The organism is Citrobacter sp. TBCS-15 (genome assembly GCF_005280815.1).
GTDB lineage: Bacteria > Pseudomonadota > Gammaproteobacteria > Enterobacterales > Enterobacteriaceae > Citrobacter > Citrobacter werkmanii.
Genome location: NZ_SZWK01000102.1, coordinates 137,455 through 159,711 on the forward strand (window position 1 = coordinate 137,455; position 22,257 = coordinate 159,711).

Annotated in this window: 23 protein-coding genes; 20 read left to right on the top strand and 3 right to left on the bottom strand. The window is 50.4% G+C overall.

Translation table 11 applies throughout. The annotated features are described in order from the left end of the window. Positions 1-3: 3 nt before the first annotated feature. Positions 4-519, top strand: a complete 516-nt coding sequence (locus tag FDW96_RS07380) for a 2-oxo-tetronate isomerase (RefSeq protein ID WP_042308115.1) — start codon at positions 4-6, stop codon at positions 517-519. Between the two features lie 176 nt (positions 520-695). Continuing rightward, entirely contained in the window at positions 696-1,604 is a 909-nt protein-coding gene (locus tag FDW96_RS07385; protein ID WP_137365438.1) for an SDR family oxidoreductase, read from the top strand. Between the two features lie 95 nt (positions 1,605-1,699). Here the strand turns inward: FDW96_RS07385 and FDW96_RS07390 are convergent, their stop codons facing one another. After that, on the bottom strand, positions 1,700-2,344 hold the full coding sequence (locus FDW96_RS07390; protein ID WP_042308119.1) for a quinolone resistance pentapeptide repeat protein QnrB69: 645 nt from the start codon (positions 2,342-2,344) through the stop codon (positions 1,700-1,702). Positions 2,345-2,426: 82 nt separating this feature from the next. Then, positions 2,427-3,416 (bottom strand): phage shock protein operon transcriptional activator, encoded by a 990-nt coding sequence (gene pspF, locus FDW96_RS07395; RefSeq protein ID WP_167371245.1) that lies wholly within the window; start codon positions 3,414-3,416, stop codon positions 2,427-2,429. A gap of 155 nt (positions 3,417-3,571) precedes the next feature. Here pspF and pspA point away from each other — a divergent pair, with 155 nt between their 5' ends. The 15 genes from pspA (at position 3,572) to FDW96_RS07470 (ending at position 17,980) form a co-directional block, all read left to right on the top strand. Next, positions 3,572-4,240 carry a phage shock protein PspA gene (gene pspA / locus FDW96_RS07400; RefSeq protein WP_003020532.1) on the top strand — a complete coding sequence of 223 codons (669 nt, stop codon included), beginning with the start codon at positions 3,572-3,574 and terminating at the stop codon, positions 4,238-4,240. 54 nt (positions 4,241-4,294) lie between these two features. After that, positions 4,295-4,519 carry an envelope stress response membrane protein PspB gene (gene pspB / locus FDW96_RS07405; RefSeq protein WP_004193245.1) on the top strand — a complete coding sequence of 75 codons (225 nt, stop codon included), beginning with the start codon at positions 4,295-4,297 and terminating at the stop codon, positions 4,517-4,519. After that, complete coding sequence (pspC, locus tag FDW96_RS07410; protein WP_137365439.1) at positions 4,519-4,878, top strand: envelope stress response membrane protein PspC; 360 nt, start codon at positions 4,519-4,521, stop codon at positions 4,876-4,878. The genes pspB and pspC overlap by 1 nt, the downstream gene beginning before the upstream one ends. An 8-nt stretch (positions 4,879-4,886) precedes the next feature. Beyond that, the gene (gene pspD / locus FDW96_RS07415; RefSeq protein WP_137365440.1) at positions 4,887-5,117 is read left to right on the top strand and encodes a phage shock protein PspD; all 231 of its coding nucleotides are present in this window, start codon (positions 4,887-4,889) and stop codon (positions 5,115-5,117) included. A 191-nt stretch (positions 5,118-5,308) separates the two neighbouring features. Continuing rightward, positions 5,309-6,991 (top strand): sugar phosphorylase, encoded by a 1,683-nt coding sequence (locus tag FDW96_RS07420; protein WP_170974690.1) that lies wholly within the window; start codon positions 5,309-5,311, stop codon positions 6,989-6,991. 13 nt (positions 6,992-7,004) lie between these two features. Then, the gene (locus tag FDW96_RS07425) at positions 7,005-8,297 is read left to right on the top strand and encodes an ABC transporter substrate-binding protein (protein ID WP_137365442.1); all 1,293 of its coding nucleotides are present in this window, start codon (positions 7,005-7,007) and stop codon (positions 8,295-8,297) included. Positions 8,298-8,317: 20 nt separating this feature from the next. Further along, positions 8,318-9,199 (top strand): carbohydrate ABC transporter permease, encoded by an 882-nt coding sequence (locus tag FDW96_RS07430; RefSeq protein WP_042308518.1) that lies wholly within the window; start codon positions 8,318-8,320, stop codon positions 9,197-9,199. After that, positions 9,186-10,028 carry a carbohydrate ABC transporter permease gene (locus tag FDW96_RS07435; protein WP_137365443.1) on the top strand — a complete coding sequence of 281 codons (843 nt, stop codon included), beginning with the start codon at positions 9,186-9,188 and terminating at the stop codon, positions 10,026-10,028. Before FDW96_RS07430 ends, FDW96_RS07435 begins: the two co-directional genes overlap by 14 nt. A 27-nt stretch (positions 10,029-10,055) precedes the next feature. Then, complete coding sequence (locus FDW96_RS07440; protein WP_137365444.1) at positions 10,056-11,108, top strand: zinc-binding alcohol dehydrogenase; 1,053 nt, start codon at positions 10,056-10,058, stop codon at positions 11,106-11,108. 16 nt (positions 11,109-11,124) lie between these two features. Beyond that, positions 11,125-11,913, top strand: a complete 789-nt coding sequence (locus FDW96_RS07445; protein WP_048216275.1) for a sugar phosphate isomerase/epimerase — start codon at positions 11,125-11,127, stop codon at positions 11,911-11,913. A 10-nt stretch (positions 11,914-11,923) separates the two neighbouring features. Next, entirely contained in the window at positions 11,924-12,979 is a 1,056-nt protein-coding gene (locus FDW96_RS07450) for a Gfo/Idh/MocA family protein (RefSeq protein WP_061381259.1), read from the top strand. Next, complete coding sequence (locus FDW96_RS07455; protein ID WP_137365445.1) at positions 12,976-15,252, top strand: glycoside hydrolase family 65 protein; 2,277 nt, start codon at positions 12,976-12,978, stop codon at positions 15,250-15,252. Before FDW96_RS07450 ends, FDW96_RS07455 begins: the two co-directional genes overlap by 4 nt. After that, entirely contained in the window at positions 15,249-15,917 is a 669-nt protein-coding gene (pgmB, locus tag FDW96_RS07460) for a beta-phosphoglucomutase (RefSeq protein ID WP_042308133.1), read from the top strand. Before FDW96_RS07455 ends, pgmB begins: the two co-directional genes overlap by 4 nt. 10 nt (positions 15,918-15,927) lie before the next feature. Then, on the top strand, positions 15,928-17,010 hold the full coding sequence (locus tag FDW96_RS07465; RefSeq protein ID WP_042308134.1) for an ABC transporter ATP-binding protein: 1,083 nt from the start codon (positions 15,928-15,930) through the stop codon (positions 17,008-17,010). Positions 17,011-17,074: 64 nt separating this feature from the next. Then, positions 17,075-17,980, top strand: coding sequence for an OmpG family monomeric porin (locus FDW96_RS07470; protein WP_079224008.1), 906 nt, complete (start codon positions 17,075-17,077; stop codon positions 17,978-17,980). A 31-nt stretch (positions 17,981-18,011) separates the two neighbouring features. On the opposite strand, the gene FDW96_RS07475 is transcribed toward FDW96_RS07470, so the two are convergent. Continuing rightward, complete coding sequence (locus FDW96_RS07475) at positions 18,012-19,022, bottom strand: LacI family DNA-binding transcriptional regulator (RefSeq protein WP_042308138.1); 1,011 nt, start codon at positions 19,020-19,022, stop codon at positions 18,012-18,014. 230 nt (positions 19,023-19,252) lie between these two features. Here FDW96_RS07475 and pspE point away from each other — a divergent pair, with 230 nt between their 5' ends. The 3 genes from pspE to FDW96_RS07490 all read left to right on the top strand — a co-directional run bounded on the left by pspE (position 19,253) and on the right by FDW96_RS07490 (position 22,168). Then, a complete protein-coding gene (gene pspE / locus FDW96_RS07480; protein WP_042308140.1) occupies positions 19,253-19,570 on the top strand; it encodes a thiosulfate sulfurtransferase PspE in 318 nt (105 codons plus the stop codon). Positions 19,571-19,712: 142 nt separating this feature from the next. Next, positions 19,713-21,110 (top strand): YcjX family protein, encoded by a 1,398-nt coding sequence (locus tag FDW96_RS07485; RefSeq protein ID WP_137365446.1) that lies wholly within the window; start codon positions 19,713-19,715, stop codon positions 21,108-21,110. Next, entirely contained in the window at positions 21,107-22,168 is a 1,062-nt protein-coding gene (locus tag FDW96_RS07490; RefSeq protein ID WP_137365447.1) for a YcjF family protein, read from the top strand. Before FDW96_RS07485 ends, FDW96_RS07490 begins: the two co-directional genes overlap by 4 nt. The last annotated feature ends 89 nt before the right edge of the window (positions 22,169-22,257 follow it).

A 22,257-nucleotide genomic window follows, 5' to 3' on the forward strand; every position in this document is an offset into this window, starting at 1 on the left:
GTAATGAACACGGAATACAATGACGCAAAAACACGCAATGAACTGACGAAACGGGTTGCAAAAACGCTTATTGATCGCGGTTTAACGTTGACTACCGCAGAATCTTGTACAGGAGGAAACTTGGCCGCCGCGCTTTGTGCACAGGCGGATACCGCAGAATTTTATGATATCGGCGTTATAACCTTTAGCGATCGTGCCAAGCAGAAAATGCTCGGCGTGCGGGCCAGTACGCTGGAGAAATATAGCGCCGTTAGTGAGCAAACGGTCAGTGAGATGTCTGTAGGGATACGTGAGCAAGCCGGAACCGATATCAGCATAGCCATCAGCGGATATGCGGGGCCGGAGGGTGGGGAGGATGGTACTCCCGCAGGAACGGTGTGGTTTGCGTGGAATTTCCGCGGGCGGATAATAACAAAACGGGAATATTTTTCCGGTGATTGCCAGGACGTTATAGAAAAGGCGGTACGTTTTAGCCTGGCGGTATTGGTTGAAGAAGTTTCAGTCTGGAAGAACAAATAAATAAACCAGGACTTATCCGAGTAAATATCTCAACGCAATGTGAAGTTATCATCGTAAGGACCAGGTTAATATTTGGCAAAAATGAAGTTGTGGGTAAATTATAAAGGTCATGTCATTCATTTTGTTCTACGCTTATTAGTCTTTGCGATGAATGATGACTCATGAGAGGTGATTGAATGACTGACCTAAATAAAGGAAAACAGACCACCAATAAAACTAATTCAGAACGTTTTCCGCAGCCGCCTTTTCCACATCAAAAACAACCTTTTCCGGGTCTGGCTGGAAAAATGCAACCGCGTCCCGATCATGGCGAAGAAAGCTATCAGGGAAGCGGCAGGTTAAATGGTCGCAAGGTATTAATTACCGGTGGTGATTCAGGTATTGGGCGCGCAGTTGCCATTGCTTATGCCCGCGAAGGCGCCGATGTCGCGATTAATTATTTACCTGAAGAAGAGGACGATGCGCGCGAAGTTGTCGAATTGATAAAAAAAACAGGGAGAAAAGTCGCGGCGATTCCCGGCGATATTCGTGACGAAACTTTTTGTAACCATCTGGTAAAACAGGCGGTTGAAGCGCTGGGAGGGTTGGATATCCTGGTGAATAACGCAGGCCGTCAGCAATTTTGTGAATCGATCGAAGAACTCACTACAGAAGAATTTGATGCAACATTCAAGACCAATGTCTACGCCATGTTTTGGATCACCAAAGCGGCTGTTCCCCATTTATCGCGAGATAGCGTGATTATTAACACCTCATCGGTACAGGCTTATGAGCCAAGTGAGATCCTGCTTGATTATGCTCAGACCAAGGCGGCGATAGTGGCATTTACTAAATCGCTGGCTAAACAACTGGCCCCCAAAGGGATCCGTGTAAATGCTGTCGCGCCTGGGCCGTACTGGACGGTATTGCAGTGTTGCGGTGGCCAACCACAGGAAAAAATTGAGAAATTTGGCGCCAATGCGCCACTCGGTCGTCCAGGCCAACCGGTAGAAATTGCTCCGCTGTATGTCACTTTAGCGGCTGAAGAGAATAGCTATACATCCGGTCAGGTATGGTGTTCTGACGGGGGGACCGGAACCCTCTGACGTCTATGTTCGCTGAGTCGAAACGTCTGCGGGGGAAAACCAGCGCGGACAATACTGTATAAGGGCAGGGGGCGGCATGTACCGCTCCCTGAATATTAACCAATGACAGCGATGCCAAGACGTTCCAGGATCAACGATGCCTGGTAGCTGTCCAGTTTAACGCCTTGCAAATCAACACCCCGGACATCGAGATCGCCCAGTTCTGAATTGGTCAAATCACAGTGCGTAAAGTTTGCTGCCCGCCAGTCGAACGATGAAAACTCGCCGCCAGAGAGGTCCGATCCACTGAACGTTGCGCCAAGTACCTGAGTACCCATCCAGCGGTTTTCCCACAGCTCGCACTTTTCCAGTACGACTTTTGAAAAGTTGGCGTAGCTTAAGTTGGTATTGGTGATATAGGCGCTACAAAACCAGGTGCGTGTGGTAATCATATTCATAAAGCTTGCGCCGCGAAAATCTGAACCTTGTGCACGGCAGTGGCGAATTTCGATTCCCAGCGCACTCACATTTCTGAAATCCGCCATGGAGAGATCGCAACTTTTGAAAATGGCATCTTTCAGGATAGCGCGGCTAAAATTACACCCTTTCTGGCTCTCTCGATCATAAAATTGGCAGCCAATAAACTCAGTACCGCTAAGGTCGGCACCCGAAAAATCACAGTTGAAAAATGTGCTATTTTCGACTTTCTCACCGGTGAACCTGTTTCTGTCAATTTTTTCGCCAACTAACGCCAGAGTCATCATGATTAACCTGTTTTTTTATACAGTGATTGCAACATGGTAAACTGTTTTGACCCTCGCGTCCAACGTCTGCTCCTGTACGCTAAATTTGGTGTTTCTTGAGTAACGCACGGAGCTGATGGTAGGTCAGACCTAATAATTCAGCGGCTTTTTTCTGATTAAATTTCGCTTGCTGTAAGCTGGTTTGCAAAAATTCCTTCTCCTGCTGCTGTTGGAATTCACGCAGATCCAGCGGTAAGGCTACTGATGTGTGTCTGGTTTCTTGCACCAGCGGCGGTGTGGTGTGACGCCTGAACGGGTCAATCACAATCTCATTCAGCGGGTAATCGCTGGTCCCGTGTCGGTAAACTGAACGCTCCACGACGTTTTTCAGCTCACGAATATTGCCCGGCCAACGGTAGTGGAGGAGCGTTTCTTTGGCCTCGTCGGTGAACCCTGGAAACAACGGTAACCCGATCTCACGGCACATCTGAATGGCAAAATGTTCAGCCATTAACATGATATCGCTTTGACGTTCGCGTAACGGTGGGAGTTGCACCACATCAAAAGCCAGACGATCCAGCAGGTCGGCGCGGAACGTGCCTTCACTCACCATGCGCGGCAGGTCGGCATTGGTTGCACAAACCAGTCGTACGTTGACCTGCAGCGGCTGGCTACCGCCTACGCGTTCCAGCTCTCCGTACTCAATAACGCGCAGCAGTTTTTCCTGTACCAGCATCGGGGCGGTCGCCAGTTCATCAAGAAACAGCGTGCCGCCATCGGCGCGCTCGAAACGACCCGGATGACGTTTCTGTGCGCCAGTAAAGGCGCCAGCTTCGTGACCGAAGAGTTCAGAATCGAGTAAATTTTCGTTGAGCGCCGCGCAGTTAAGTGAAATAAACGGGCCTTGCCAGCGGGTGGAGAGATAGTGCAGGCGGTTGGCGATAAGCTCTTTCCCCGTACCGCGTTCCCCAATGACCAGCACAGGTTTATCCAGCGGCGCGAGATGAGAAACCTGCTCCAGAACTTCAATAAAGCTGTTCGCTTCGCCCAGAAGATTATCTTTGTATCCTGCCATGATGAAATTCACCATTTGTTAGTGTTATTCACCAATTTACCCTATTTATCCCGGCAGGTAAAATTGGATATTTTCAAATAATTCAATGAATTAAAAAGTTGGCATGCGAAGTGCATTAGAACAGCAGCAGGGCATTGCCCGATATCAGAACAGTAAGTGAGGATTACATTATGGGTATTTTTTCTCGTTTTGCCGACATCGTGAACGCCAACATTAATGCGTTGCTGGAAAAGGCTGAAGATCCGCAGAAGCTGGTGCGGTTGATGATCCAGGAAATGGAAGACACGCTGGTTGAGGTGCGCTCCAACTCCGCACGCGCTCTGGCAGAAAAGAAACAGTTATCGCGTCGTATCGAACAGGCCAGCGCCCAACAGGCAGAGTGGCAGGAAAAAGCAGAGCTGGCGCTGCGTAAAGAAAAAGAAGATTTGGCGCGTTCTGCGTTAATCGAAAAACAGAAACTGACTGATCTGATTGCCTCGCTGGAGCATGAGGTGACGCTGGTTGACGATACGCTGGCGCGTATGAAAAAAGAGATCGGTGAGCTGGAAAACAAACTTAGTGAAACCCGTGCTCGTCAGCAGGCGTTGATGCTGCGCCACCAGGCGGCGAGTTCTTCCCGTGATGTTCGTCGTCAACTGGACAGCGGCAAACTGGATGAAGCGATGGCGCGCTTTGAATCTTTTGAGCGCCGTATCGATCAAATGGAAGCTGAAGCTGAAAGCCATAACTTCGGTAAGCAGAAGTCTCTGGATCAGCAATTTGCTGACCTGAAAGCAGATGATGAAATCAGCGAGCAGTTGGCGCAATTGAAAGCCAAAATGCAGCAAGACAAGCAATAATAATATCTGGCGGTGCCCGAACGCGCCGCCGCTCATCACCTGTAAGGAGTACTCATGAGCGCGCTATTTCTGGCCATCCCGTTAACCATCTTTGTGCTGTTCGTCTTACCGATTTGGCTCTGGCTGCATTACAGCAATCGTTCCAGTCGCGGCGAGCTGGCGCAAAGTGAACAACAGCGTCTGGTAGAACTTAACCAGGACGCACAGCGGATGCGTGAGCGCATCCAGGCGCTGGAAGACATCCTTGATGCTGAACATCCAAACTGGAGGGACCGCTAATGGGGGGCGTTAATCTGAATAAAAAACTGTGGCGTATACCGCAGCAGGGCATGGTGAAAGGGGTTTGCGCGGGTATTGCGCATTATCTCGATGTTCCTGTGAAACTGGTGCGGATCCTGGTGGTACTGTCCATCTTTTTTGGTCTGGCCTTTTTCACCTTTGTCGCCTACATCGTACTGACGTTTGTGTTGGATCCGATGCCGGACAACGTGGTTTCCGGAGATCAGCAGCGTTCAAGCGGTGAGTTGTTGGATGCTGTCGATCGTGAGCTGGCTGCAAGTGAAAAGCGTTTGCGTGAGATGGAGCGTTATGTGACGTCTGATACCTTCACATTACGCAGCCGCTTCCGCCAATTGTGAGGTTAGAAATGAATAATCGCTGGCAACGTGTCGGGCAAAGGGTTAAGCCGGGCTTTAAAATAGCAGGTAAGCTGGTGCTACTGACTGCGCTGCGCTATGGCCCGGCTGGGGTAGCAGGGTGGGCGGTGAAGTCCGTGGCCCGACGTCCGCTAAAAATGTTGCTGGCGTTAGTACTGGAACCTTTGTTGAGCCGGGCAGCGACAAAATTGTCGAAACGCTATTCAGGTAATCAACCCTGATATCTGAAACAACAAAAGCAAGCAACAATTAGTCAACATTCCCTCAGTTAATTTGCGGCAGCTCACAAATACGATTTTTTGGCTGCCAAAATTCTTTTATAACCCCCCTTCAGGTCACCTCAGCTGATTGACAGCTTATTTCCGGCAGAGTAGTCTCTTGCGTCATGGGACCGCTACCACGAGAAATGAAGGTGAACCAAAAAATCCAAAAATGTCTGAGTGAAGTCTATGGAGACACATTTTCTTCACTTCACTATGAAGCGCTGGTTGCACGTTTAGAAAAAGCACGAAAATTAATTAAAAAAAACCGTAAAGCGCATTGGGATGAGGGCGATGTCGTTCTGATCACTTACGCCGATCAATTTTACGCGGAAGATAAAAAACCGCTGCCAACGTTTAATCAGTTTTATAATGAATGGCTTAAGTCGATATTTTCTCATGTGCACCTGTTGCCATTTTATCCGTGGTCATCGGATGATGGTTTTTCAGTAATTAATTACTATCAGGTTGCCGAAGAAACCGGTGACTGGAATGATATTAAGCAATTAGCTGAATCCAGTCGACTGATGTTTGATTTTGTTTGTAACCATATGTCAGCTAAAAGCGAATGGTTTAATAACTATTTGCAACAGCTTGACGGTTATGAAGATTTCTTTATTGCGATGGATCCTGATACGGACCTGAGCAACGTCACGCGCCCGCGCGCATTACCGTTACTGACCCCGTTTACGTTGAAAGATAATACAGTGCGTCATCTCTGGACGACGTTCAGCGACGACCAGATCGATCTCAACTATGCCAATCCATTAGTATTACTGGCGATGATCGATGTACTACTGAGTTACCTGGAGCAGGGCGCTGATTATGTCCGCCTGGATGCGGTTGGTTTTATGTGGAAAGAGCCAGGGACAACCTGTATTCACCTGGAAAAAACGCATCAGCTTATCAAACTGTTCCGCGCTATTGCTGACTGCGTGGCACCCGGTACGGCGATCATTACTGAAACGAACGTTCCGCATAAGGATAACATTTCCTATTACGGTAATGGCCGCGATGAGGCTCACATGGTGTACCAGTTCTCGCTGCCGCCGCTGGTGCTGCATGCGGTACAACGCCAGGATACAACGACATTGTGTCAGTGGGCGCAATCACTGGAACTGCCATCGACTGAGACCACATGGTTTAATTTCCTCGCATCGCATGACGGAATTGGCCTCAACCCGTTACGGGGCCTGTTACCTGAAGATGAAATCACGCGACTGGTGACGGAATTACAACAAGAAGGCGCCCTGGTTAACTGGAAGAATAATCCTGATGGTAGTCGCAGCCCGTATGAAATTAACGTCACGTATATGGATGCGTTAACGCCGGGCAATAGCAGTGATGCTGAAAGATTTTCCCGTTTTATACTTGCTCATGCCATTTTACTGAGTTTTCCTGGCGTACCAGCGATTTATATTCAAAGTATCCTCGGATCGCGCAATGACTATAAAGGCGTGGAGGCATTGGGTTATAACCGGGCGATTAACCGTAAAAAATATCATATCAGACAAATAGAAACGGAACTGGCTGATGAAACTTGTTTGCGTCACGCCGTTTACCATGAGTTATCCCGATTGATTGTTCTACGACGTAATAACAAAGCATTCCATCCTGATAGTGATTTTAAGATTAACAGTGTTACACCGGCCGTTATGCAAATTAAGCGTACGGCAGAGACAGGCGAAGAAATTACCGGTTTATTTAATGTCAGCGGTCAGACACAAACCATTAATATTGATATTGAAAATGGATTTGATTTGATTAGCGAAGAAAGTATTTCGGGTAAGGAATTAACACTACACGCCTGGCAGGTTATGTGGGTTAAGAAATAAAAAGGAACATTTCATGCTTAAAGCTAAAATTGTGCTGATTTCAGCACTGGTGTCCTGCGCCCTGGTTTCTGGGTGTAAGGATGATAAAAAATCCTCTGTCGCAATTGAATTTATGCACTCTTCTGTAGAGCAGGAGCGGCAGGCGGTTATTGCCAAATTGATTGAGCGCTTTGAAAAAGAGAACCCCGGTATCAGCGTCAAACAGGTTCCTGTTGAAGAGGATGCTTACAACACCAAAGTGATTACCCTCGCGCGTAGCGGTTCACTTCCTGAAGTCATTGAAACCAGCCATGACTACGCGAAAGTCATGGACAAAGAATCGCTTATCGACCGTAAAGCGGTGGCGCAGGTCATCAACGGTGTGGGTGAAGGCGCGTTTTATGATGGCGTACTGCGTATTGTGCGCACTGAAGATGGTTCTGCCTGGACCGGGGTACCGGTCAGCGCCTGGATCGGCGGGGTCTGGTATCGCAAAGATGTACTGGCAAAAGCTGGGCTGTCAGAACCGAAAGACTGGCAGCAACTGCTCGACGTGGCGCAAAAGCTAAACAATCCTACCAGCAAAAAATATGGCATTGCGCTCCCTACGGCGGAAAGCGTATTGACCGAACAGTCCTTCTCCCAGTTCGCGCTTTCAAACCAGGCTAACGTTTTCGATGCGCAGGGAAAGATAACCCTTGATACGCCAGAGATGGCGCAGGCGCTGGAATACTATCGCTCGCTTGCGGCAAACACGATGCCGGGTTCTAACGACATCATGGAGGTCAAAGACGCTTTCATGAACGGCACTGCACCAATGGCTATTTATTCCACCTATATCCTCCCTGCAGTAATTAAGGAGGGGGATCCTAAAAATGTTGGCTTTATGGTTCCGACGGAAAAAACCTCTGCCGTATATGGCATGTTGACGTCGCTGACCATAACCGCGGGTCAAAAAACTGAAGAGACAGAAGCCGCAGAAAAATTTGTCACCTTTATGGAGCAGGCCGACAACATTGCTGACTGGGTAATGATGTCCCCAGGCGCCGCGCTTCCGGTTAATAAAGCGGTGGTGAACACCTCAACGTGGAAAGATAACGCCGTCATTAAAGCGCTCGGTGAGTTACCCAATCAGCTGATTGCCGAACTGCCGAATATTCAGGTGTTTGGCGCAGTCGGCGATAAGAACTTTACCCGCATGGGTGATGTTACGGGTTCCGGCGTCATAAGCACCATGGTGCACAACGTCACGGTAGGAAAAGCTGACCTTTCAACGACGATGAAGGCCAGCCAGACCAAACTGGATGACCTTGTTGAACAGCGCTAATGGGGAAATGGAAAGCCGTGATGAATAAGTTCTTTTCAGGTCGATCGGATATGCCATTTGCCATGCTGCTGCTGGCGCCCAGCTTACTCTTGTTGGGTGGTTTAGTTGCATGGCCGATGATATCTAACATCGAAATCAGCTTTATGCGTCTGCCGCTCAATCCGCAAATTGAGTCAACATTTGTCGGCCTGAGTAACTATATCCGTATCTTAACCGATCCCGGATTCTGGCATTCGCTGTGGATGACGGTCTGGTATACCGCGCTGGTTGTTGCCGGGAGCACGGTGCTGGGGCTGGGAGTGGCGATGTTTTTTAACCGTGAGTTTCGTCTGCGGAAAACGGCGCGCTCACTGGTGATCCTCTCTTACGTAACGCCATCTATTTCGCTGGTGTTTGCCTGGAAATATATGTTCAACAACGGCTACGGCATTGTGAACTATCTCGGCGTGGATCTGCTGCATCTGTTTGAGCAGGCGCCGTTATGGTTCGACAATCCAGGCAGCAGCTTCGCACTGGTCGTACTGTTCGCCATCTGGCGCTACTTCCCGTATGCCTTTATCTCGTTTCTGGCGATTTTACAGACTATTGATAAATCGCTGTATGAAGCGGCGGAAATGGATGGCGCGAACGCCTGGCAACGGTTTCGTATCGTCACGCTGCCAGCGATCATGCCGGTGCTGGCGACCGTAGTCACGCTGCGTACGATCTGGATGTTCTATATGTTCGCCGATGTTTATCTGCTAACCACTAAAGTCGATATTCTCGGGGTCTATCTCTATAAAACAGCGTTTGCATTTAATGACTTAGGCAAAGCGGCCGCTATTTCTGTCGTCCTCTTCGTCATCATTTTCGCTGTTATCCTGCTGACCAGAAAACGGGTGAATCTCAATGGCAACAAATAAACGCACGCTTGGCCGCATCGGCTTTTACTGTGGATTAATTGTCTTCCTGGGCATCACGTTATTTCCATTTTTTGTGATGCTGATGACCTCATTCAAAAGCGCAAAAGAGGCGATCTCGCTGCATCCCACGCTGTTACCTCAGCAATGGACGCTGGAACATTACATCGACATTTTTAACCCGATGATCTTCCCGTTTGTTGACTACTTCCGTAATAGCCTGGTGGTATCGGCCACGTCATCGGTGGTGGCGGTGTTTCTCGGCGTGCTTGGGGCGTATGCGCTTTCCCGTCTGCGTTTTAAGGGACGGATGACCATCAATGCCAGTTTTTACACGGTGTACATGTTTTCGGGGATTTTGCTGGTGGTGCCGCTTTTCAAAATCATTACGGCCCTCGGCATTTATGACACCGAAATGGCGTTGATTATCACCATGGTGACCCAAACGCTGCCGACAGCCGTGTTTATGCTGAAAAGCTACTTCGACACCATTCCGGATGAGATAGAAGAGGCCGCGATGATGGATGGATTAAATCGTCTGCAAATTATCTTTCGCATCACCGTGCCGTTGGCTATGTCCGGTCTGGTTTCAGTCTTTGTGTACTGCTTTATGGTTGCGTGGAATGACTATCTGTTCGCCTCGATTTTCCTCTCCAGCGCCAGCAATTTTACCTTACCGGTCGGTCTGAACGCGCTGTTCAGTACGCCTGACTATATCTGGGGACGCATGATGGCCGCATCGTTAGTCACCGCATTGCCGGTGGTCATTATGTATGCGCTTTCCGAACGTTTTATTAAGAGTGGTTTGACCGCAGGCGGCGTGAAAGGCTAAGCGGCCAGTTTAATTAAGGAGTTGTAAATGAAGAAGTTAGTTGCCACCGAACCGCGTGTTGCAGCGCTGGTGGAATATGAAGACAGAGCAGTTTCCGCCAACGAAGTGAAAGTCCGCGTACGTTTTGGCGCACCGAAACATGGCACCGAAGTGGTCGATTTTCGCGCAGCTAGTCCGTTTATTGATGAAGATTTTAACGGCGAATGGCAAATGTTTATGCCGCGTCCGGAAGGGGCGCCGCGCGGAATTGAGTTCGGTAAGTTCCAGCTTGGCAACATGGTGGTGGGCGATGTCATTGAGTGTGGTAGCGATGTGACCGATTACGCCGTCGGCGATTCTGTATGCGGCTACGGCCCACTGGCAGAAACGGTAATCCTTAACGCCGTAAACAACTACAAACTGCGCAAAATGCCAGAAGGTAGTTCGTGGAAAAATGCCGTGTGCTATGACCCTGCACAGTTCGCCATGAGCGGTGTGCGCGATGCCAATGTGCGCGTCGGCGACTTTGTTGTCATCGTCGGGTTAGGGGCAATTGGCCAGATCGCCGTACAACTGGCTAAGAAAGCGGGTGCGTCAGTGGTTATTGGCGTGGATCCGATTGCCCATCGTTGTGATATCGCGCGTCGCCATGGGGCTGATTTCTGTCTGGATCCGATTGGCACCGACGTGGGCATGGAAATTAAAAAGCTGACCGGCAAACAGGGCGCGGATGTGATTATCGAAACCAGCGGCTATGCGGATGCGCTGCAATCGGCGCTACGCGGTCTGGCCTATGGCGGAACCATTTCCTATGTCGCCTTCGCAAAACCTTTTGCTGAAGGATTTAACCTGGGCCGTGAAGCGCACTTCAACAACGCCAAAATCGTCTTCTCCCGGGCCTGCAGTGAACCAAATCCAGATTATCCGCGCTGGAGCCGCAAGCGCATTGAGGAGACCTGCTGGGAACTGTTGATGAACGGTTATCTGAACTGTGAAGAGCTTATCGATCCGGTAGTCACCTTCGCCAGCAGCCCGGAAAGCTATATGCAATATGTCGATCGCCATCCGGAACAGAGCATCAAAATGGGCGTGACGTTTTAATTAAGGAATACAGAAAATGAAAATCGGAACACAGAATCAGGCTTTTTTCCCGGAAAATATTCTCGAGAAATTCCGTTACATCAAAGAGATGGGTTTTGATGGTTTTGAAATTGACGGCAAATTGCTGGTCAACAATCTTGAGGAAGTGAAAGCGGCGATCAAAGAAACGGGTCTGCCTGTTACCACCGCCTGCGGGGGGTATGACGGTTGGATCGGTGATTTTATCGAAGAACGTCGTTTGAATGGTTTACAGCAGATTACCCGCATTCTCGAAGCGCTGTCCGAAGTAGGCGGGCAAGGCATTATTGTCCCTGCCGCCTGGGGCATGTTTACCTTCCGCCTACCGCCGATGACCTCTCCGCGTAGCCTGGAAGGCGATCGCAAAGCCGTCAGTGATTCATTGATTTATCTCGATAAAGTTGCCGAGCGTACGGGGACGGTGGTGTATCTTGAGCCGCTCAACCGCTATCAGGATCATATGATCAACACCCTGGCGGATGCTCGCCGCTATATCGTGGAAAACAACCTGAAGCATGTGCAAATCATTGGTGATTTTTACCATATGAATATCGAAGAAGATGATATGGCACAGGCGCTGCATGACAATCGCGATCTGTTGGGACACGTGCATATTGCGGATAACCATCGTTATCAGCCGGGGAGCGGTACGCTGGATTTCTCTGCGCTGTTTGACCAACTGCGTGAAGATAATTATCAGGGCTATGTAGTGTATGAAGGGCGCGTACGGGCGGAGAACCTGCCGGAAGCATACCGTCAGTCGCTGGCCTGGCTGCGTACCTGCTAAGAGGATTTCCGTGAAAAGTGCACTGACAAGCGCTCCGCTACGTGTCGCCATTATCGGCGCCGGGCAGGTAGCGGATAAAGTTCATGCTTCGTACTACTGCACCCGCAACGATCTGGAACTGGTGGCTGTCTGTGACAGCCGCCTGTCACAGGCGCAGGTGCTGGCAGAGAAATACGGTAATCCGCAGGTTTGGGACGATCCTCAGACGATGTTACGCGAGGCTAAGCCAGATATCGTCAGCATCTGTTCGCCCAATCGTTTTCATTATGAACACACCATGTTGGCGCTGAACGCTGGCTGCCATGTGATGTGCGAAAAGCCCCCAGCCATGACGCCAGACGAGGCGCTGGAGATGTGTCAAACGGCGCGGCGGATGGGGAAGGTACTGGCTTACGATTTTCATCATCGTTTCGCACTGGATACACAATTGCTTCGCGAACAGGTAATGAGCGGCGTGCTGGGTGAAATCTATGTCACTAATGTCCGCGCCTTGCGCCGCTGCGGCGTACCCGGCTGGGGTGTTTTTACCAACAAGGAACTGCAGGGCGGCGGGCCGCTGATTGATATCGGTATCCATATGCTTGATGCCGCGATGTATGTGTTGGGCTTCCCGGCGGTAAAGCGCGTTAACGCGCACAGCTATCAACGTATTGGTACGCGTAAGAACAGCGGCCAGTTTGGGGAATGGGATCCCGCGACGTACACCGTTGAGGATTCTCTGTTCGGCACGATCGAATTTCATAACGGCGGGATCCTGCGCCTTGAGACCTCTTTCGCGCTGAATATTCCTGAACAATCGATTATGAACGTCAATTTCTGTGGCGATCTTGCCGGGGCGACCTTATTTCCGGCGCAGGTCTATACCGATCGTGACGGAACGCTGGATGTGCTGTTCCAGCGCGAAATAGCCGATGACAATCGTCACTTTCGCAGCATGGAGTCTTTCGTAAATCACGTACAGGGCGAGCCTGTCGCTATTGCGGACGCAGAGCAGGGCGTCGTTATTCAACAACTGGTTGCCGCACTGTATGAATCGGCTGAAACAGGAACATATGTAGACTTATGACGAAGCCAGTAATGCTAACCGAACCGGCTTTTTGCCCACACAGTCTGAATAAATTCGCTTCACTCATGACGACCGGCAACGGTTATATGGGAATTCGCGCCAGCCATGAAGAAGCCTACACTTTACAGACTCGCGGCATGTATATTGCGGGACTGTATCATCGGGCAGGGAAAGGCGAAATTAATGAACTGGTTAATCTGCCGGATGTCGTGGGCGTGGAGATTACGCTTAATGGCGAGATTTTCTCGCTAACCAGCGGCGTGATTGAGAGCTGGCACCGAGAACTGGATTTTACCAGCGGTGAATTACGCCGTGCCCTGGTCTGGCGAGCGCCTGGCGGTGCACGTTTCGCTATTGAGAGTCGGCGGTTTGTCTCGGCGCAACAACTGCCGCTGTTTGCTATGGAAGTTGCTGTTACCCCATTGGGTGGTGATGCCTTCATTGGCATCTCAACCGGGATTGATGCCACGCTCACCAATCACGGACGTCAGCATCTGGATGAAACGCAGGTCCGGGTATTTGGTCAGCATCTTCTGCAAGGCATTTACACCACCCAGGACAATCGCAACGATATCGCGATCACGACGTTTTGCGACGTAGACGGTACGGCGCAGCGCTGCTTCACCGCGAAAGAACGTCGGTTGTTACAACACAATAGCGTGCAGGCGAAAACCGGGCAGCGCGTTACGCTGACGAAAATTAGCTGGATCGACTGGGCGAGCGAGCGCAGCCTGTCGCTGGAGACCTGGGGACGCCAGTCGCTGCGTAATCTGGAAGCGTACGCCCAGCAGGGATATGACGCGCTGCTGGCGGAATCGACCGCCAACTGGCATGCCTGGTGGCAAAGCCATCGCGTTCAGGTCACCAGTAATGATATGAGCGATCAGCGAGCGCTGGATTATGCGCTCTATCATTTGCGTGTAATGACGCCAGATCACGATGAGCGCAGCAGTATTGCGGCGAAAGGTCTGACGGGAGAAGGGTATAAAGGCCACGTTTTCTGGGATACCGAGGTCTTTCTGTTACCGTTCCATCTCTTCACCGAGCCGAAAACCGCAAGAAGTTTATTGCGTTACCGCTGGCATAATTTGTCGGGCGCGCGTGAGAAAGCCCGCCGCAACGGTTGGCAGGGGGCGCTGTTTCCCTGGGAGAGCGCGCGCAGCGGTGAGGAAGAGACGCCTGAATTCGCGGCGATCAACATTCGTACCGGGCTGCGGCAGAAAGTGGCCTCCGCACAGGCTGAGCATCATCTCGTGGCGGATATTGCCTGGGCGGTGATCAATTACTGGCATGCCACCGGGGATATGAACTTTATGTCCCGTGAAGGTATAACGCTGCTTCTGGAAACAGCAAAGTTCTGGATCAGCAGAGCCGTTATGGTTAATGACCGTTTAGAGATCCACGATGTTATTGGCCCGGATGAATACACCGAGCATGTAAACAATAATGCGTTCACCAACTACATGGCCTGGTACAACGTGGAGCAGGCGTTGGATTTTGCGCGTCGCCTGGGCTGTAACGATGAGATCTTTATTCATCGTGCTGAGCATTTTTTACGCCATCTCTGGCGTCCGGAAGCGTTGTCCGATGGTGTGTTACCTCAGGATGACACCTTCCTGAGCAAACCGGTTATCGATCTGTCCAGTTACAAAGCGAAAGCGGGCAAGCAGACGATTTTGCTCGATTACTCCCGCGCAGAGGTCAATGAGATGCAAATTCTCAAACAGGCCGATGTGGTGATGCTGACCTATATGCTGCCGGAGCAATTTACCCCGCAAATCTGTCTGGCGAACCTGCGGTTTTACGAGCCGCGCACCATTCATGACTCGTCTTTGAGTAAGGCTATCCATGGGATTGTGGCTGCGCGTTGTGGTGATTCAGAGCAGGGATATCGCTTCTGGCGTGAAGGATCGCTTATCGATCTCGGAGACGATCCACATAGCTGTGATGACGGTATTCACGCAGCGGCGACGGGGGCCATCTGGCTGGGTGCAATCCAGGGATTTGCCGGCGTGAATGTTCGCCACGGGGAGTTACATTTTGCCCCTGCATTACCTGACCATTGGCAAACTCTGTCTTTCCCACTGCGTTGGCAGGGCGTTGATATGCAGGTCACTATCAATAAAGCTGAAATCCGCATTAGCACCACTGAGCGTATTACCTTGTGGGTTAATGGCGAAAAGATCGCCGTCCAGGGGGCGTCAGCGATTACTTATGACGGTGTTATTACGTCTATTTATGGGACCGCTACCACAAAAAGGGATGATGAATGATACTCAAACCACAGGCCATCATTTTTGATTTGGACGGCGTGATTACCGATACCGCACATTTGCATTTTCTGGCATGGCGGCAGGTAGCCAACGAAGTAGGGATTGCGATCGACGAAGCATTTAATGACAGCCTGAAAGGGATTAGTCGCAGCGAATCACTGCAGCGTATTTTGCACCACGGCGGGAAGGCGGGGGAGTTTACTCCGGAGACTTGCGCACAATTGGCTGAGAGAAAGAACCGGCTGTACGTCCATTCTTTGCGCCAGTTAACGGTCGACTCAGTATTGCCTGGGATTCGCGAACTGTTAATGACGTTACGGGAAGAGCGGATTCCGGTTGGGTTGGCCTCAGTGTCGCTCAATGCGCCCACTATTTTACAGGCGCTTGATCTTAGCGCTTGTTTTGACTTTTGTGCGGATGCAGCGCTGATAACCCATTCAAAACCGGATCCGGAAATATTTCTGGCGGCCTGTGCGGGGCTTGGCGTTGACCCGCAGCAGTGCATTGGCATAGAAGATGCACAAGCGGGCGTTGATGCGATCAACGCCTGCGGCATGCTCTCCGTTGGCATCGGTACGGGGCTGAACGGGGCAAGCTTGCAGCTTCCTTCAACCGAATTTTTGACGTGGCCGTGCTTATCGGCTTTCTGGCAACACGACAAGTAAAGGATTCAACATGGCACAGCTTTCGTTGCAGCATATTCAAAAAATTTACGACAACCAGGTGCACGTCGTTAAAGACTTCAATCTGGAAATTGAAGACAAAGAGTTTATTGTTTTTGTTGGGCCTTCCGGTTGCGGGAAGTCTACGACGTTGCGCATGATCGCCGGCCTGGAAGAGATCAGCGGCGGCGATCTGCTGATTGACGGTAAACGGATGAATGATGTGCCGGCGAAATCGCGCAATATTGCGATGGTTTTTCAGAACTACGCGTTGTACCCGCACATGACCGTCTATGACAATATGGCGTTTGGCCTGAAGATGCAGAAAATTGCACCGGCGGTGATCGAGGAGCGCGTGAACTGGGCGGCGCAAATCCTTGGCCTGCGCGATTATCTGCAGCGTAAACCTGGCGCGTTATCTGGCGGTCAGCGTCAGCGCGTGGCGCTGGGTCGTGCGATTGTTCGTGAGGCTGGGGTCTTCCTGATGGATGAGCCTTTATCGAATCTCGATGCCAAACTTCGCGTGCAGATGCGGGCAGAAATTAGCAAACTGCATCAGAAACTGAATACCACCATGATATATGTTACCCATGATCAAACCGAAGCCATGACTATGGCAACGCGTATTGTGATTATGAAGGATGGCATTGTTCAACAGGTTGGCGCACCAAAAACGGTGTATAACCACCCGGCAAATATGTTCGTCGCCGGATTTATTGGTTCACCGGCCATGAATTTTATTCGTGGCGCGATTGATGGTAATAAATTTGTTACCGAAACGCTGAAGTTAACCATTCCCGAAAATAAATTAGCACAATTAAAAGCGCAGGGTTATGAGCATCAGGCCGTTATACTGGGTATTCGTCCTGAAGATATACATCCGCAGCTTAATAATGAAAATAATGTATCGGCAAAAATTAGTGTGGCAGAACTAACTGGCGCTGAGTTTATGCTTTATACCGTTATTGGGGGGCATGAGTTGGTGGTACGTGCCGGGGCAGTGAATGATTATCACGCAGGAGAAAATATCACTATTCATTTTGATATGGCGAAATGCCATTTCTTTGATGCTGAAACTGAAGTGGCTATTCAATAAAACTCCGGGGGGATACCCCCCAAACCTTGGGGCATTTTTGCGAGTATTTTAACAAGGAATAATAATGAAAACCCTACTGTCCGCTACTGCGCTGATGATGAGCGCAGGAGTGGCCTGCGCGCAGGCCGCTGAAAAGAATGACTGGCACTTTAATATTGGTGCCATGTACGAAATAGAAAACGTTGAAGGTCAGGGCGAAGATATGGATGGACTGGCTGAGCCGTCTGTCTATTTTAATGCGTCCAATGGGCCATGGAAAATATCTCTGGCCTATTATCAGGAAGGCCCGGTTGATTATAGCGAGGGTAAACGCGGTACCTGGTTTGATCGCCCGGAACTGGAAGTTCGCTATCAATTCCTCGAAAGCGAGGATGTTAATTTCGGATTGACCGGTGGTTTCCGTAATTACGGCTATCACTATGTTAATGAACCAGGAAAAGACACTGCCAATATGCAGCGCTGGAAAGTTCAGCCGGACTGGGATATTAAACTTACTGACGATTTGCGTTTTAGCGGCTGGTTGGCAATGTATCAATTCGTCAATGACTTGAGTACCACAGGTTACTCCGATAGTCGCGTTGAAAGCGAAACCGGTCTGAATTATACCTTCAACGATACGGTGGGCTTAACGGTCAACTATTATCTCGAACGCGGCTTTAATCTGGCGGAATCGCGTAATAATGGTGAGTTCTCAACCCAGGAAATTCGTGCTTACTTACCGTTATCTTTCGGCAATACCACCCTGACGCCGTACACCCGTATTGGACTTGATCGTTGGTCAAACTGGGACTGGCAGGATGATCCGGAACGCGAAGGGCATGATTTCAATCGTCTTGGTTTACTGTATGCCTATGATTTCCAGAATGGTTTATCAATGACCCTGGAATATGCCTATGAATGGGAAGATCATGACGAAGGTGAAAGCGACAGATTCCATTATGCGGGTATTGGTGTGAATTACGCATTCTAAAATGTGCAGGGGCATTGTTATGCCCCTGTTTTTACACCAGTGAGTCGGCTAACGATATTTGCGTGCTCACGGTGATGTTCTGCAATCCTTTCTCACCGGCAATCAGATTAAATAATAAATTACAGCTTTGTTCGCCGAGCTGCTGAGTTGGGACATCAATGCCTCCCGGCACGGGTGTCAGCATAAATGACAGCAGTTCATTACTGTAGCCTACAACGGCAAGCTGTTGCGGAATGGCGATATTTTTCTCAGCCGCCACGCGATATAAACTCATTAATTTTAAACTGTCGGTGGCAAATACTGCGTCGGGTAACGGTTGTTGACTCAGTAATTTCCGCGAAGCGAGCAGGGCTGTTTCATGAGTATAACCCCCATCAATAATCCACTCATCGCGTATTTGAATGTTATGTTCCTGAAGGCTGGCTTTATACCCATTGACGCGATCAATGGAAACATGAACGTCAAGCGGGGCATGTAAACAGGCAATATTACTGTGGCCGCTCTCAATAAGCGCATTTGTCAATGTAATGCTGTCGCGATAATTATCAGTGTCTACAGAATAGACATTGGCGTACTCACCTTCCACTTTACCAATAACCACGACCGGAACGTTGTATTTATCCAGTCTTGCAAAAAATGATTCATCAGCGGGAGAACTCAGCATAATGATGCCTTTGATCAATTTTTGCTTAATTTTACTCTCACATTTTTGTAAATCATCTTCGGTGCTTCGCGACGTCTGTAATATGACATCAAAACCAACTTCTTCGGCTTTGGCCGTAATAGCATGCAGCACTTCAGAAAAAAAGGGATTACCGGCGGTTGTTTTGGCAGAACGAGTCGATATCACCATTATTGCGTCAAAGCCGGAAGAGGTGAGTGCCCGAGCCAGTTTATTAGGCTGATACTGTAACTCATCAATCGCACGCAGCACTTTTTCCAGCGCTTCCGGCGAGATGTTGGTTTGCTTATTCAGCACGCGCGATACCGTAGATTTTGATACGCCAGCGGCTCGTGCAATATCATAAATGGTAGGAGACATAGATCCCAAGCTCCGTCCGAGAGTCAATGGCGGACATATTATGGAGTTCACTGCCGAATGACAACAATCACGGAATGCAGACAGAAAAATCAAAAGGCACACCGCACAATGTGTTACCTGAAGAGCAATGTGATCTGCTGGCGTGTGCGATGATAATGGAGTCGCAATATTTTCTTAAGAACTAGCGTATAGTGTTGTAGTGAAATCCAACTCTCGGTCAGGAAGATATTATGTTTAAAAAAGGCGTATTAGCGTTGGCACTGGTCATTGGTATGCCGGTTTACGCTGCCGAACACTGGATTGATGTTCGTGTTCCTGAGCAATACCAACAGCAGCATATTCAGGGTGCCGTCAACATTCCGTTAAAAGAGATGAAGGCGCGTATCGCAACAGAAGTGCCTGATAAGACCGACACCGTGAAGCTGTATTGTAACTCCGGGCGTCAATCGGGACAGGCGAAGGATATGCTTGTTGAAATGGGCTACACGCAGGTGACGAATGAAGGTGGGATCAACCAGATTGCGCTGCCAAAAGTAGAGAAGAACTAAACCACCCGCATTTCTTCTGCAACAGGCGGCAGGAATAATGCCGTCTGACACCGCTCAGGTAGTTGATAAATAAGAATTGCCCCCAATCTTTACTTCCTGTTTGTTATAATTTCTTCGGTTCCTTCAGCATAACGGGATGGCGATGAAGCGACTTAAAAATGAACTCAATTCGCTGGTTAATCGCGGTGTAGATCGACATTTGCGCCTGGCTGTCACCGGGCTTAGCCGTAGCGGTAAGACGGCGTTTATCACCGCGATGGTAAACCAGTTACTCAATATTCATGCCGGTGCGCGCCTGCCGTTGCTCAGCTGCGTGCGCGAAGAGCGTCTGCTCGGCGTTAAACGGGTTCCTCAACGTGATTTTGGCATTCCGCGCTTTACCTATGATGAGGGACTGGCTCAGCTGTATGGTTCTCCGCCAGCCTGGCCGACACCAACGCGCGGGGTGAGTGAGATTCGCCTGGCCCTGCGCTATAAGTCCAATGACTCTTTGCTGCGCCACTTCAAAGACACTTCCACGCTGTACCTGGAGATCGTTGATTATCCGGGCGAGTGGCTGCTCGATCTACCGATGCTGGCGCAGGATTACCTGAGCTGGTCGCGGCAAATGACCGGATTATTACAAGGTCAGCGGGGCGAATGGTCGACCAGATGGCGACAGCTCAGTCAAGGATTAGATCCGTTAGCGCCTGCCGATGAAAACCGTCTGGCGGAAATCGCCGCCGCGTGGACGGAGTATTTGCATCAGTGCAAACAGCAGGGACTGCATTTTATTCAACCAGGACGCTTTGTCCTGCCGGGAGATATGGCGGGTGCGCCCGCGCTGCAATTCTTCCCGTGGCCGGATGTGGAAGAATATGGCGAATCTAAGCTGGCGCAGGCGGACAAACACACCAACGCAGGCATGTTGCGCGAGCGGTTTAATTACTATTGCGAAAAGGTTGTGAAGGGCTTTTATAAGAATCACTTCCTGCGTTTTGATCGCCAGATTGTACTGGTGGATTGCCTGCAACCGCTCAACAGCGGGCCACAGGCGTTCAATGATATGCGTCTGGCGCTGACCCAATTGATGCAAAGCTTCCATTACGGGCAGCGTACGCTGTTTCGTCGGTTGTTCTCTCCGGTGATCGACAAACTGTTATTTGCCGCCACCAAAGCTGACCATGTCACGGTCGATCAGCACGCCAATATGGTGTCGTTGCTCCAGCAACTGATTCAGGATGCCTGGCAAAACGCCGCGTTCGAAGGTATTAGCATGGATTGTCTGGGCCTGGCATCGGTACAGGCAACCACCAGCGGCCTGATTGATGTGAAAGGCGAAAAGATCCCGGCGCTGCGTGGCAATCGCCTGAGCAATGGCGAACCGCTGACCGTCTATCCTGGTGAAGTGCCCGCACGACTGCCAGGACAGGCATTCTGGGACAGCCAGGGATTTCAGTTTGAAGCATTTCGCCCGCAGGTGATGGATGTTGATAAACCCTTACCGCATATCCGTCTTGATGCCGCGCTGGAGTTTTTAATAGGAGATAAATTGCGATGAGCGAGCCGTTAAAACCGCGTATCGATTTCTCAGGTCCGCTGGACGTGGAACAAAACACGGCGTTTAAAGCGCAGAAAATGTTCAATGAAACGGAAGCGCAGACCTTTGCTCCGGCGACACTGGAGGAGCCTCTGGAAGACGAAGGTCAGGCAGAAGCGGTGATTGATGCTGCCTTACGTCCCAAACGCAGTCTGTGGCGTAAAATGGTGATGGGCGGGCTGGCGCTGTTTGGCGTGAGCGTTGTCGCACAGGGCGTACAGTGGACTATGAACGCCTGGCAGACTCAGGACTGGGTCGCGTTGGGAGGGTGCGCAGCGGGTGCGCTGATCGTCGGCGCGGGCATGGGTTCAGTGGCGACCGAGTGGCGCAGGTTGTGGCGTTTGCGCCAGCGAGCTCATGAACGTGATGAAGCGCGAGACCTGCTTCACAGCCATGGAACCGGAAAAGGGCGCGCATTTTGTGAAAAGCTGGCGCAGCAGGCGGGTATCGATCAGTCGCATCCGGCTTTACAGCGCTGGTATGCCTCTATCCACGAAACGCAAAACGATCGTGAAGTCGTCAGCCTGTATGCCCATCTTGTGCAACCTGTGCTGGACGCGCAGGCGCGACGAGAGATCAGCCGTTCTGCGGCGGAGTCCACGCTGATGATTGCCGTCAGCCCGCTGGCGCTGGTGGATATGGCATTTATCGCCTGGCGCAATCTGCGGCTGATTAATCGTATCGCCTCGCTATATGGCATTGAGCTCGGGTATTACAGTCGTCTGCGTCTGTTCCGGCTGGTGCTGCTGAATATTGCCTTTGCCGGTGCCAGCGAATTGGTCCGCGAGGTTGGCATGGACTGGATGTCGCAAGATCTGGCGGCGCGCTTATCCACACGTGCTGCGCAGGGTATTGGTGCCGGGCTGTTAACGGCGCGTCTGGGTATTAAAGCGATGGAACTCTGCCGTCCTCTCCCGTGGATCGATGACGATAAACCACGCCTTGGGGATTTTCGCCGCCAGTTGATTGGTCAGGTCAAAGAGACCTTACAAAAGAACAAGTCTCCGCGTGAAAGTTAGCCAGAAGAGGGTGCCGATCGTATAACTTTACGCCGAGGCCCCCTATTTTCCGGCGTGCTGTCAATATTTGTTGACAGAGTTCTTCCTGC